This window comes from Pseudomonas sp. M2 (assembly GCF_015751845.1).
Taxonomy (GTDB): domain Bacteria; phylum Pseudomonadota; class Gammaproteobacteria; order Pseudomonadales; family Pseudomonadaceae; genus Aquipseudomonas; species Aquipseudomonas putida_E.
The window spans coordinates 1,309,718-1,322,952 of record NZ_JADOUD010000001.1 but is presented as its reverse complement, the minus strand read 5'-3'; the positions used below and the strand labels follow the sequence as shown (position 1 = coordinate 1,322,952).

At 62.8% G+C, this 13,235-nt stretch carries 10 protein-coding genes; 4 read left to right on the top strand and 6 right to left on the bottom strand.

Translation table 11 applies throughout. The features are described 5' to 3' along the window. Positions 1-3: 3 nt before the first annotated feature. From IWW33_RS06225 to pcaC, 3 genes are read left to right on the top strand one after another with little or no spacing between them, the layout of a single operon-like run. Positions 4-1,356 carry a 3-carboxy-cis,cis-muconate cycloisomerase gene (locus IWW33_RS06225; protein WP_115273672.1) on the top strand — a complete coding sequence of 451 codons (1,353 nt, stop codon included), beginning with the start codon at positions 4-6 and terminating at the stop codon, positions 1,354-1,356. An 11-nt stretch (positions 1,357-1,367) separates the two neighbouring features. Continuing rightward, on the top strand, positions 1,368-2,159 hold the full coding sequence (pcaD, locus tag IWW33_RS06220; RefSeq protein ID WP_115273673.1) for a 3-oxoadipate enol-lactonase: 792 nt from the start codon (positions 1,368-1,370) through the stop codon (positions 2,157-2,159). Positions 2,160-2,169: 10 nt separating this feature from the next. Continuing rightward, positions 2,170-2,568 (top strand): 4-carboxymuconolactone decarboxylase, encoded by a 399-nt coding sequence (gene pcaC, locus IWW33_RS06215; protein ID WP_115273674.1) that lies wholly within the window; start codon positions 2,170-2,172, stop codon positions 2,566-2,568. Positions 2,569-2,692: 124 nt separating this feature from the next. Here pcaC and IWW33_RS06210 read toward each other — a convergent pair whose 3' ends face one another. The 5 genes from IWW33_RS06210 to ttgA all read right to left on the bottom strand — a co-directional run bounded on the left by IWW33_RS06210 (position 2,693) and on the right by ttgA (position 10,632). Further along, positions 2,693-3,205, bottom strand: coding sequence for an Mpo1-like protein (locus IWW33_RS06210; protein WP_046784915.1), 513 nt, complete (start codon positions 3,203-3,205; stop codon positions 2,693-2,695). Between the two features lie 155 nt (positions 3,206-3,360). Beyond that, positions 3,361-4,614 carry an OprD family porin gene (locus IWW33_RS06205; protein WP_125924258.1) on the bottom strand — a complete coding sequence of 418 codons (1,254 nt, stop codon included), beginning with the start codon at positions 4,612-4,614 and terminating at the stop codon, positions 3,361-3,363. Between the two features lie 256 nt (positions 4,615-4,870). Next, complete coding sequence (locus tag IWW33_RS06200; RefSeq protein ID WP_046784917.1) at positions 4,871-6,325, bottom strand: AdeC/AdeK/OprM family multidrug efflux complex outer membrane factor; 1,455 nt, start codon at positions 6,323-6,325, stop codon at positions 4,871-4,873. After that, on the bottom strand, positions 6,322-9,474 hold the full coding sequence (gene ttgB / locus IWW33_RS06195) for a multidrug efflux RND transporter permease subunit TtgB (protein WP_046784918.1): 3,153 nt from the start codon (positions 9,472-9,474) through the stop codon (positions 6,322-6,324). The genes IWW33_RS06200 and ttgB overlap by 4 nt, the downstream gene beginning before the upstream one ends. Positions 9,475-9,477: 3 nt before the next feature. After that, positions 9,478-10,632, bottom strand: coding sequence for a toluene efflux RND transporter periplasmic adaptor subunit TtgA (gene ttgA, locus IWW33_RS06190; protein WP_119688338.1), 1,155 nt, complete (start codon positions 10,630-10,632; stop codon positions 9,478-9,480). A 255-nt stretch (positions 10,633-10,887) separates the two neighbouring features. On the opposite strand from ttgA, the gene ttgR reads away from it, so the two are divergent. Continuing rightward, complete coding sequence (gene ttgR / locus IWW33_RS06185) at positions 10,888-11,520, top strand: efflux transport transcriptional regulator TtgR (protein WP_046784920.1); 633 nt, start codon at positions 10,888-10,890, stop codon at positions 11,518-11,520. Positions 11,521-11,591: 71 nt separating this feature from the next. Here the strand turns inward: ttgR and IWW33_RS06180 are convergent, their stop codons facing one another. Then, on the bottom strand, positions 11,592-13,043 hold the full coding sequence (locus tag IWW33_RS06180) for an MDR family MFS transporter (RefSeq protein ID WP_119688339.1): 1,452 nt from the start codon (positions 13,041-13,043) through the stop codon (positions 11,592-11,594). Positions 13,044-13,235: the final 192 nt, after the last annotated feature.

Genomic DNA, 13,235 nt, shown 5'->3' with positions numbered 1-13,235 from the left:
TGCATGAGCAACCTACTGTTCGACGCCTATTTCACCGCCCCGGCCATGCGCGAGATCTTTTCCGACCGCGGCCGTCTGCAGGGCATGCTCGATTTCGAAGCTGCCCTGGCCCGTGCCGAGGCTGCTGCCGGCCTGGTGCCGCACAGCGCGGTAGCGGCCATCGAGGCGGCCTGCCAGGCCGAGCGCTTTGACGTTCGCGCGCTCGCCGATGCCATTGCCACGGCAGGCAACTCGGCAATCCCGCTGGTCAAGGCGCTGGGCAAGGTGATCGCCAGTGGTGTTCCCGAGGCCGAACGCTATGTGCACTTGGGCGCCACCAGCCAGGACGCGATGGATACCGGGCTGGTGCTGCAGTTGCGTGATGCACTGGCGCTGATCGAGGCTGACCTCGCCACGTTGGCCGAAACCTTGTCGCGCCAGGCCCTGCTGCACGCCGACACACCGCTGGTGGGGCGTACCTGGCTGCAGCACGCCACCCCGGTGACTCTGGGCATGAAGCTGGCCGGCATACTGGGCGCCGTTACGCGCCACCGTCAACGGCTGCAGGAGCTGCGTCCGCGCTTGTTGGTACTGCAGTTCGGTGGCGCCTCCGGCAGCTTGGCGGCCTTGGGCAGCAAAGCACTGCCGGTCGCCGAGGGCCTGGCCGCACAGTTGAAACTGACCTTGCCCGAGCAACCCTGGCACACCCAGCGCGATCGCCTGGTGGAATTCGCCTCGGTGCTGGGCCTTATTGCCGGTAGCCTGGGCAAGCTGGGCCGCGATGTCAGCCTGCTGATGCAGACCGAGGCGGGCGAGGTGTTCGAGCCTTCCGCGCCTGGCAAGGGTGGGTCGTCGACCATGCCGCACAAGCGCAACCCGGTGGGCGCTGCAGTGCTGATCGGTGCCGCCACCCGGGTGCCGGGGCTGCTATCGACGCTTTACGCAGCCATGCCCCAGGAGCACGAGCGCAGCCTCGGCCTGTGGCATGCCGAGTGGGAAACATTGCCGGAGATCTGCTGCCTGGTTTCAGGCGCCTTGCGTCAGGCCCAGGTGATCGTCGAAGGCATGGAGGTGGACGCCGAGCGCATGCGCCGCAACCTCGACCTGACCCAAGGCCTGGTGCTGGCCGAGGCGGTGAGCATCGTCCTGGCCCAACGCCTTGGCCGCGACCGCGCCCATCACTTGCTCGAGCAATGCTGCCAGCGCGCCGTGGCCGAACAGCGCCATTTGCGCGCTGTGTTGGGCGACGAGCCGCAGGTGACCGCCGAACTGACTGAACAAGAGCTAGACCGTCTGCTCGACCCTGCCCATTACCTTGGCCAGGCCCGCGTCTGGGTGGCGCGCGCTGTGGCTGAACATCAACGATTCACTGCCTGAAGGAGACCGCTGTGGCGCATTTGCAACTGGCCGATGGCGTACTGAACTATCGACTCGATGGCCCGGACGATGCCCCGGTGCTGGTGCTGTCCAACTCCCTGGGGACTGACCTGGGCATGTGGGACAGTCAGATTCCGCTGTGGAGCGAGCACTTGCGTGTACTGCGTTACGACACTCGCGGTCACGGCGCTTCGCTGGTCACCGATGGCCCATACAGCATCGAGCAACTGGGCGGCGATGTGCTGGCGCTGCTCGATGCACTGGATATCCGGCATGCCCACTTCGTCGGCTTGTCCATGGGTGGCCTGATCGGCCAGTGGCTGGGTATCAATGCGGGCGAGCGTCTGCACAGCCTGACCCTGTGCAATACCGCGGCCAAGATCGCCAATGACGAAGTGTGGAATACCCGCATCGACATGGTGCTCAAAGGCGGCCAGCAGGCCATGGCCGACCTGCGCGACGCCTCGATCGCTCGCTGGTTCACCCCCGCGTTTGCCCAGGCCCAACCTGAGCAGGCGCAGCGCATCTGTCAGATGCTCGCGCAGACCTCTCCACAGGGCTATGCCGCCAACTGCGCGGCAGTACGCGACGCCGATTACCGTGAGCAACTCGGCCGTATCCAGGTGCCTACGCTGGTCGTTGCCGGTACCGAGGACGTGGTGACCACGCCGGAACATGGCCGCTTCATGCAGGCCGCGATCATCGGTGCCACCTATGCCGAATTCCCGGCAGCGCACCTTTCCAATGTCGAGATCGGCGAGGCGTTCAGCCTTCGCGTGCTTGACTTCCTGCTGGCTCGCTGAGGAATCTGCCATGGATGAGAAACAACGTTACGACGCCGGCATGCAAGTACGCCGCACAGTACTCGGCGATGCCCACGTGGATCGCAGCCTGGAGAAACTCAACGACTTCAATGGCGAGTTCCAGGAAATGATCACTCGCCATGCCTGGGGTGATATCTGGACCCGCCCAGGCCTGCCACGGCACACGCGTAGCCTGATCACCATCGCCATGCTGATCGGCATGAACCGCAACGATGAACTCAAGCTGCACCTGCGCGCGGCGGCCAACAACGGCGTGACCCGTGAAGAGATCAAGGAAGTGCTGATGCAGAGCGCTATCTACTGTGGTATTCCGGCAGCCAATGCCACCTTCCACCTGGCAGAATCGGTGTGGGATGAGTTAGGTGTAGAGTCTCGTCAACAGTCGTGAAGCTCACGCACCTGTAGGAGCGGCCTTGTGTCGCGAAAGGGCTGCGAAGCGGCCCCAGGATGGTTGCAGCGTCGCTGAAATTGATGGGGCCGCTTCGCAGCCCTTTCGCGACACAAGGCCGCTCCTACGCAGAGCGCAGCGCCACCGGCCCGGCATTGGCCTCAACTGCATGCTTGAGCGCCGGGCACATTCCCAGCATGAACGCCGCCTCCGCCACCACGAACAGCGGCCCGATGATCAGCCCGCTGATATCGTCGACGAACGCCGGCTTGCGGCCTTCGTAGTAATGCCCGACGAACTGGATGATCCAGCCCACCACAAATGCCCCTGCCCCAGCACTGAGCCACAGCGCGGTGCTTTGCAGCGCCAGTGCCTGGCCAACCCACAGGCACAGCCCCAGCAGCAAGCCCATCACCAGCCCGAAACGCAGGTCCAGGCGCAGGTAGAACCACACCGACGCTGCCGCTGCCACAAGGGCAGGGGACAGCCAGATCCCGGCGACGTCCCAGCCCGGGCGCGACAGCAGGATGGTCACGGCCAGCACGATCAGCGGAATGCCGACGAAGTGGGTAGCGATATTGCGTGGGTCGCGGTGGTAGCTGGCGTATTGGCTCAGGTGTTCAACGAGGTTTTTCATTGTTGTTCCTCCCTGGGTGGCCTGTTTGCATGGTGTAGCCTGTGCCGCACTGTTGGCGGGCACAGGCCACTCATACTGCTCAGGATAGCCTGTGGCGCACCACTATCATCAGCTTAGCGAATGGTGGCAGTGCGCATGGCTGATGGCCGGTGAGATCACAACAGGTTCAACGGATAACTCACGATCAAGCGGTTCTCATCGAACGCGTTGGTGCTGAAGTCCCTGCGCATGGTGGAGTTGCGCCATTTCAGCGAAAGGTCCTTGAATGACCCCGACTGCACCACGTAGGCCAGTTCGGTTTCCCGCGCCCATTCCTTGCCGTCGTCGATGCTGCCAGAGGTGACATTGTCGCCCTTGATGTAGCGGTTCATCAGGGTCAGGCCGGGGATACCGACGGTGACGAAGTTGAAGTCATGGCGCACCTGCCAGGAACGTTCCTTGGCATTGTCGAAGCTGGAGTTGTAGCTGTCGTTGGCCAGGGTGCCACCGCTGGTGCCGTTGACCCGCAACCAGGCATCGTCGCCACTGACTTTCTGCAGGCCGACGTAGAAGGTGTTGCCCTTGTAGCGTGCCGAGAGCATGGCCGAGGCCGTGCGGTTGTCCAGCTGGCCTGCGCGTTCGGCCCCGTCTTCTTTGCCGATGAAATAGCCGAGGTTGGCGCCCAGGGTCCATTCGCCCAGCGGCTGGCTATGCACCAGGTTGATGTATTGCTGACGGTAGATGTCCTTGAGCTGGGCATCCCACAGGCCGATCATCGTGCGCTTGTCGTTGAAGGTATATTCGCCACCACCGAAGTTGAAACGATCGGAGGTAAACGCCGCTCGGCCATTGAGCGACATGTCTTCCATGCTGGCGTCGTTGCGCGGACTGTTGGCGCGGAACTGACCCGCGTACAGGGTCAGGCCCTCGATTTCTTTCGAGGTGAGCTGGCCGCCGCGGAAGGTCTGCGGCAGCGAGCGGCCGTCATCCGAGCGCAGAATCGGCAGCACTGGCATCCATTCGCCTACTTTCAGTTCGGTCTGCGACAGCTTGGCTTTCAGTGCAACGCCCAGGCGGCCGAAGTCGTCGGCGGGCCGGCCGTCATCGTGGACCGGTAGCAGGTTGGTATTGGTGGTGCCCTTACCGCCGTCGAGCTTGACCGAATACATGCCCAGTACATCCACGCCGAAACCTACGACGCCCTGGGTGAAGCCGGAGCGGGCATCGAGGATGAAGCTTTGCGTCCATTCCTCTCCCTTGGCTTGGGAGTGAGCCGGGTCGACAAAGTTGCGGTTGATGTAGAAGTTGCGCAGGTTGAGGGTGGCCTTGGCGTCCTCCATGAAACCGCCTTCGGCGGCCAATGCGGGGAGGGCACAGGACATGGCCAACAGGCCGGGCAGCAGCTGGCGTGCGGGGTGCGAAATGCTCATCTGTCGTGGATCTCTTGTTTTTATTGGCGAACCGGTGCGCTGCAGAGTGCAGCCTGCAGGGCGGGTCTTTTTGTCAAATTGGCAACGTGTTGCTGGAGAGGATGGTGCGGGGAGGGCAGCAGTGAGGCAATTCGTCGCAAGCGGAAGCGGGCGATAATCGAACGGAATGTTCCAGTTGGTTAATTATTTGTCAGGCAGCGTTGTGCGCAACAAAAAACCCACCGCGAGGGGTGGGTTTTTGTGTTTACCTGAACAGTCAGCTCTTCGGTGTTGCCGCCGATGCCTGCTGATTGGCCTGCCCGGTCTGCTCGTACCAGCCACCGCCGAGCGCTTTGTACAGGTTGACCTCGCTGGTCAGCTGCGACAGGCGATCGGTGATCAGCGACTGCTGTGCACTGAACAGGTTGCGCTGGGCGTCGAGGAAGGTCAGGTTGCTGTCGATACCGATGCGGTAACGGCGTTCGGCCAGGCGGTAGTAATCCTGGTTCGCCTGCACCAGGTCACGTTGCGCCTGCAACTGCTCTTCGAAGGTCTTGCGTGCCGCCAGGCCATCGGAGACTTCCTGGAAGGCGGTCTGGATGGTCTTTTCATACTTGGCGACGTTGATGTCCTTCTGGATCTTCGAGTAGTCCAGGCTCGCCTTCAGACTGCCGGCGTTGAAGATCGGCAGGTTGATCTGCGGCTGGAACAGCCAGGTCCCCGAACCACCTTTGAACAGCCCGTCCATGTCCGGGCTCAGGGTGCCGGCGTTGGCGGTCAGGCTGATGCTCGGGAAGAACGCTGCTCGCGCTGCGCCAATGTTGGCGTTGGCGGCCTTGAGCAGGTGCTCGGCTTCCTGGATGTCCGGGCGGCGCTGGAGGATGTCCGACGGCAGGCCAGCCGGCACTTCCGCCAGCTGGTCGGCATCGAGCTCCAGCGGCTTGGGCAGGTTGGCCGGGATGCCGGTACCCACCAGCACGGCCAGGCTGTTGAGGTCCTGGGCGACAAGGCGCTGATACTGCGAATACTTGACCCGTGCCCCTTCCACGGCGGTGCGCGCCTGGCTGAGGTCGAGCGCCGAAGCTACACCGACTTCGTTGCTGCGGCGGGTCAGGTTGTAGCTTTCCTCGTAGGTCTTGAGCGTCTCTTCGGTCAGCTTGAACAGTGCCTGGTCGGCCTGCCAGGTGTAGTAGGCGTTGGCCACGCTGGCCACCAGGGCGATCTGCGTGGAGCGACGCGCCTGCTCACTGGACAGGTAGGTTTCCAGGGCCTGCTCGGTCAGGCTGCGTACGCGGCCGAACAGGTCCAGCTCGTAGGCGCTGACGCCCAGCGTGGCCGAGTACTGGCTGGTGATGTTGGCCTCACCGGTTGTCGACAGGTCCGCCGGGACGCGCTGGCGGCTGCCGCTGCCGGTGGCTGAAACCGCCGGGAACAGGTCGGCGCGCTGGATGCGGTACTGCGCGCGGTAGGCGTCGAGGTTCAGTGCCGCCACGCGCAGGTCACGGTTGTTCACCAGCGAAGTCTGGATCAACTGCTGCAGTGCCGGGTCGTGGAAGAACTGGCGCCAGCCCTGTTCGGCGGCGGCCACGTCGGCCGACTCGGTCGGCGAGTACGCAGGGCCTTGCGGCCACTGCGCTGCCACCGGTGCTTCCGGCGTCTGGTAATCAGGGATCAGCGAGCAGCCGCCGAGAATGAAAGCGGTTACCGCCAGGGACAACAAAGACTTGGTCATTGCCCAGCCTCATAACGTGGAGTTTCAGGGGTGGCGTCCTGTTCCGGCTTTTTGCTGCCGAACAGCGACGACACTGCGACGAAGAACAGCGGTACCCAGAAGATGGCCAGCACGGTCGCACTGATCATGCCGCCGATTACCCCGGTACCGATGGCATGCTGGCTGCCCGCGCCAGCGCCGCTGGAAATGGTCAACGGTACCACGCCGAGGATGAATGCCAGCGAGGTCATGATGATCGGGCGCAGACGCATGCGGCATGCCTCGATCGCTGCGTCATACAGGCTCTTGCCTTGTTCGTGCAGTTCCTTGGCGAATTCCACGATCAGGATCGCGTTCTTCGCCGCCAGGCCGATGGTGGTCAACAGGCCTACCAGGAAGTACACGTCATTGGACAGGCCGCGCAGGCTGGTGGCGATCAGCGCACCGATGATGCCCAGTGGAACGACCAGCACGACGGCGATCGGGATCGACCAGCTTTCATACAGTGCTGCCAGGCACAGGAACACGAACAGGACCGAGAGGGCGAACAGTGCCGGCATCTGCGAGCCGGAGAGCTTTTCCTCGTAGGACATGCCGGTCCAGGAGTAGCCGATGCCGTCCGGCAGTTCGCCAGCGATCCGCTCCACCTCGGCCATGGCTTCACCGGTACTGTAGCCTGGGGCCGGTGCACCGAGAATCTCCATTGCCTCGACACCGTTGTAGCGCGACAGCTTGGGCGAACCGTAGGTCCATTCACCTGTGGCGAAGGAGGAGAACGGCACCATCTCGCCTGCACCGTTGCGCACGTACCACTTCTGCAGGTCTTCCGGGCTCATCCGGGCGTTCGGTTCGCCCTGGATGTACACCTTCTTGACCCGGCCGCGGTCGATGAAGTCGTTGACGTAGCTGGCACCCAAGGCAATCGACAGGGTGTTGTTGATGTCGGAGATGGTCACGCCCAGGGCGCTGGCACGTTCGTCATCGATGGTCAGCTGGTACTGCGGCTCATCGTTCAGGCCGTTCGGACGCACGGCGCTGAGCACCTTGCTCTGGGCAGCCTTGGCCAGGAACTGGTTGCGCGCCTCCATGAGTTTCGCATGGCCGACGCCACCACGATCCTGCAGGAATACGTCGAAGCCGGTGGCGTTACCCAACTCCAGTACCGCAGGCGGAGCAAAGGCGAACACCATCGCATCACGGAAGCTGAAGAAGTGCTGCTGGGCACGCTCGGCCAGGCCGAACACGCTGTTCTCCTTGGAGCGTTCGTCCCACGGCTTGAGCATGATGAACGCCATGCCCGAGCTTTGCCCGCGACCGGCGAAGTTGAAGCCGTTGACGGTGAACACCGACGACACGGTATCGGCTTCGTCCTCGAGCAGGTACTCACGCATCTGGTCAATCACCACCTGGGTGCGCTCGGCACTGGAACCGGCCGGTGTCTGCACCTGGGCGAACAGTACGCCCTGGTCTTCCTCGGGCAGGAACGCGGTAGGGATGCGGGCGAACAGCCAGATCATGCCGACGACGATCAAGGCGTAGCCCAGCAGGAACGGCACCTTGTTGCGCAGGATGGTACCCACGCTGCGCTCGTAGCCGTTCACGCTGCGGTCGAAGTTGCGGTTGAACCAGCCGAAGAAGCCACCTTTGGCCACATGGTGCTCGCCCTTTTTAAGCGGCTTGAGCATGGTGGCGCACAGCGCCGGGGTGAAGATCAGTGCCACCAGCACCGACAGGCCCATGGCCGAGACGATGGTGATGGAGAATTGCCGGTAGATCACACCCGTGGAGCCGCCGAAGAAGGCCATCGGCAGCAGCACTGCCGACAGCACCAGGGCGATACCCACCAGCGCGCCCTGGATCTGCTCCATCGACCGCTTGGTCGCCTCTTTGGGCGGCAAGCCTTCCTCGGACATGACCCGTTCGACGTTCTCCACCACGACGATGGCGTCGTCCACCAGCAAGCCGATGGCCAGGACCATGGCGAACATGGTCAGGGTGTTGATGCTGAAGCCCGCGGCGGCAAGGATGCCGAAGGTGCCCAGCAATACCACCGGTACGGTCATGGTGGTAATGATGGTGGCGCGGAAGTTCTGCAGGAACAGGTACATCACCAGGAATACCAGGACCACGGCTTCGATCAGGGTGTGTATGACCCCGCTGATCGATTCGGTGACCACCGGCGTGGTGTCATACGGGAACACCGCCTTGACCCCTGGCGGGAAGAACGGCTCCAGGTCGCTGATGGTCTTGCGCAGGGCCGTGGCGGTATCCAGGGCGTTGGCGCCGGTCGCCAGCTTGACCGCAAGGCCCGAGGCCGGCTTGCCGTTGAACTGGGCGCTGATGGCGTAGTTTTCGCCGCCCAGGCCGACCTGGGCAACATCGCGCAAGCGAACCTGCGAGCCATCGCTGTTGACCTTGAGCAGGATATTTTCGAACTGCTCGGCGGTCTGCAGGCGAGTCTTGCCGATGATGGTGGCGTTCAGCTGGGTGCCGGGTATGGCAGGCAGGCCGCCGAGCTGGCCGGACGACACCTGCACGTTCTGCGCGGCGACCGCGGTCTTGACGTCGACCGGAGTCAGCTGGAACTTGTTCAGCTTGGCCGGATCGAGCCAGATACGCATGGCGTACTGTGCACCGAACACCTGGAAGTCACCGACACCTGCCGTGCGCGAAATCGAGTCCTGCATGTTGGAAACGATGTAGTTGGCAAGGTCATCCTTGGTCATGCTGCCGTCTTCGGACACCAGGCCGATCACCATCAGGAAGTTCTTCACTGCCTTGGTGACGCGGATACCTTGCTGCTGTACTTCCTGCGGCAGCAGTGGGGTGGCCAGGTTCAGCTTGTTCTGTACCTGAACCTGCGCGGTATCAGGGTTGGTGCCCTGCTCGAAGGTGGCGGTGATGGTCATGCTGCCGTCGGAGTTGCTCTCCGAGGACACATAACGCAGGTTGTCGATACCGTTGAGCTGCTGCTCGATCACCTGCACCACGGTGTCCTGCACGGTTTGCGCCGAGGCGCCCGGGTAGGTCACGGAGATGGCGATGGCCGGCGGCGCGATGCTTGGGTACTGGTTGATCGGCAGCTTCAGGATCGACAAAGCGCCGACCAGCATGATCACCAAGGCGATCACCCAGGCGAAGATCGGGCGATCGATAAAGAACTTCGACATGGTTTACTCCGCTTTGGCGTCTGCTTTGGCCGCGCTGGCCTGATCAGGGCTGCCCGGTTTCTTGACGTTGGTGGCATCGCTGACCTTGACCTCGACACCCGGGCGCACGTACTGCAGGCCCTCGGTGATCAGGCGGTCGCCCGGGTTCAGGCCTTCTTCGATCAGCCAGTCGCTACCCAGGGTGCGGCTGGCCTTGAGCTGGCGCAGTTCGACCTTGTTCTCCTGGTTGACTACCAGCGCGGTCGGTGCACCCTTGAGGTCACGGGTCACGCCTTGCTGCGGGGCCAGGATGGCATTGCTGTTGACCCCGGCCTTGAGCCGCGCGTGCACGAACATGCCAGGCAGCAGGGTGTGATCAGGGTTGGGGAAGATGGCGCGCAAGGTCACCGAACCTGTGGTCTCGTCGACCGCCACTTCGGAGAACTCCAGGCGACCTTCCTGCTTGAACAGGCTGCCGTCTTCCAGCACCAGCTGGACGGACGCGGCGTTGTCGCCGGACTTCTGCAGCTGGCCGCTTTCCAGGTCACGGCGCAGCTTGAGCAGCTCGGCGGTGGACTGGGTGACATCGACGTAGATCGGGTCGAGTTGCTGGATGGTGGCCATGGCATTGGTCTGGCCATTGCTCACCAGCGCACCTTCAGTGAACGACGAGCGACCGATACGACCGCTGATCGGCGCCAGTACCTTGGTATAGCGCAGGTCGATCTGGGCACTTTTGAGCGCTGCCTCGGCCTGCAATCGTTTGGCATTGGCGTCGTCGTATTCCTGCTTGGACACCGCCTGTTCGTCTATCAGCTGCTTGTAGCGCTCGGCCAGCGAGCGGGTAGCCTGGAGGTTGGCCTGGGCGTTGGCCAGGGTGGCCTCGTATACGGCAGGGTCGATCTGGTACAGCTGCTGACCGGCCTTGACGTCGCTGCCTTCCTTGAACAGGCGCTTGAGAATGATGCCATTGACCTGAGGGCGCACTTCGGCCACGCGATAGGCGCTGGTGCGCCCCGGCAGCTCGGACGTCAGGGTGAAGGCTTGGGGCTGGATTGTCACGACGCCGACCAGAGGAGCCTGTGCTGCGGGCGCGGCTTCTTCTTTGTTACAGCCACTTAGCAGAGTTGCCAGGGCGACGGCGGAAACCAGAGCGGTAACGGCTGGCTTGAATTGCATGAGGATCCTCGGGTCGCTAGAGCAGGGAGACGCTCAAGAGTAATGGAAGAGTCTTGTCAGAAAAAATGCTATCAGGTGGATAAATAGCTTACTAACGAATATACTTACATTCATGGTTGTTTGTAAATACCGTTGGGTAGTACTTGGCTACTATCCGGCCCCTTGATTAGCCCATCCGGAGGCACCCTTCAGAGGTGACCCCGGCGGATTCCCCGCAAGCAACGTGCCTGCGGGCCCAGATGAGGTTGTACTGCCATGGTCCGTCGAACCAAAGAAGAAGCCCAGGAAACCCGAACCCAGATCATCGAGGCGGCGGAAAAGGCTTTCTACAAGCGTGGGGTTGCGCGAACCACCCTGGCTGACATCGCCGAACTGGCGGGCGTGACCCGCGGTGCTATCTACTGGCATTTCAACAATAAGGCGGAGTTGGTGCAGGCGCTGCTCGACAGCCTGCACGAAACCCATGACCACTTGGCGCGTGCCAGTGAAAGCGAGGACGAACTGGACCCACTCGGCTGCATGCGCAAGCTGCTGCTGCAAGTGTTCAACGGGCTGGTGCTCGACGCCCGGACCCGGCGTATCAATGAGATCTTGCATCACAAGTGCGAGTTCACCGATGACATGTGTGAAATTCGCCAGCAGCGCCAAAGTGCGGTGCTGGATTGCCATGAGGGCATTACCCTGGCGTTGGCCAATGCCGTGCGCCGTGAGCAGTTGCCGGCCGGGCTGGATGTAGAACGGGCAGCCGTGGCCCTGTTTGCCTATGTCGATGGCCTGATCGGGCGCTGGTTGCTACTGCCAGACAGCGTCGATCTGCTGCGCGATGCCGAAAAATGGGTGGACACCGGGCTGGATATGCTGCGCTGGAGCCCTGCCTTGCGCAATTGACACTTTGTTAAGGATTGTGAGGGAGTGTTTTCCCTGAGCATTAAGGGATGATTAAAACCTAAGGTGCTCCCCTAGCGCCCACGCAACTGCCGGTCCGGCAATGCCACTGCCGCCACCAGCCCCAGCAGCGCCACCGTGGCGCTGCCCAGCAACAGGTGCCTGAAGGTTTCCAGCAATCGTGCCTGGGTTGCAGGATCCGCTTCCCCAGCCTGCAGGCTCCCCAGCAACGGATTACCCGCCAATTCGAACCCCCCCTGATGCAGCAGTGCCAGCAGTACGCTGGACATGCAGGCCACGCCCATGGCGCCGCCAAGTGAGCGGAACAGATTGGTCGTGCTGGTGGCCACGCCGATGTCCTTGCTATCCACAGCGCTCTGGGTGCCTACCAGCGATGTCGGGAACTGCAGCCCACAGGCGATGCCTGTGAACAACATGAAAAGCGCACTGAGAACGCCCGACTGCGGTGGGGTGATGGCCATGGCGAAGATCGCCACCGGCATCAGCAACGCACCGGCGAGGATCTGCGGCTTGTAGCGGCCAGTGAAGCTGGTCATGCGCCCGCCGGTGAATGCACCGATGGGCAGGCCAATGGCCAAGGGCAGCAGGTGCAGCGCGGCGCTGTCGGCCCCGGCCCCGGTGATGCCCTGGTAGCGCAGGGGCATCAGCATGGTCAGAGAGATCGATTGGAAACTGGCGAAGAAAATCACCGCCCAGCACAGCACGGCCACCCGGTTGCCGAACAGCCCCAGTGGCAGCAACGGTTCCTGGCAACGACGTTCATGCCCGATGAACAAGGCTGTGCCAAGCCCGGCACAGGCGAACAGGGCCATCACGGCAGGCGCAGTCCAGGCGTGGCCCTGGCCGACCAGGGTAATGCCCAGCAGCAGGCTGCCCAGGCCAATGATCAACAACACCGCCCCCACATAGTCCACCTGGGCCTGACGGCGTTGCACGGGCATGCCCTCCAGGGCGCGGTGGATGGCCCACAGGGCGGCCAGGCCCAAGGGCAGGTTGATCCAGAACACCCAGCGCCACGACAGGTATTCGGTCAGCCAGCCACCCAGTACCGGCCCGGCCACGCTGGCTGCGGCATACATGCTGCTGAAATAGCCCTGGTAGCGGCCACGCTCCCGGGGTGGTACGAAGTCGCCAATGATCGCCTGGCTCACCGAAACCATGCCGCCCGCACCGATACCCTGCAGCACCCGCGCCAGCACCAGCTGCTGCATGTCCTGGGCCAGGGCGCAGGCGATGGAGGCCAGGGTGAACAGGCTGATGCCGGTAAGGATCATGCGGCGGCGCCCATACAGGTCCCCCAGCTTGCCGTAGATCGGCACTGCCACGGTCATCGCCACCATGTAGCCCGATATCACCCAGGCCAGCAGCCCGACGTCATTGAACCGGGCGGAGATGGCAGGCAGTGAAACGGCGACGATGGTCTGGTCGAGGGCGCCAAGGAAGATGGCCAGCATCAACGCGGTGAGGACGCTGCGCAGGGCGGTCGGGGGCAGTGCGGCGGTCACGGAGGGGCACCTTGTTTGAAAGACAGCAGTGGCTTTGCTGGCCCACGAGCGGGCCGGCACCAATACCGCGATTGTAACCTGACTTAGGTAGCTACCTATGTACTATCAGCATCGCCCATGCAAGATCGGCATTGGCGCATTCATCCAGTGCTGCATGGCTGCGTGATATCGTGCATGGACCGCAGAGCCTTG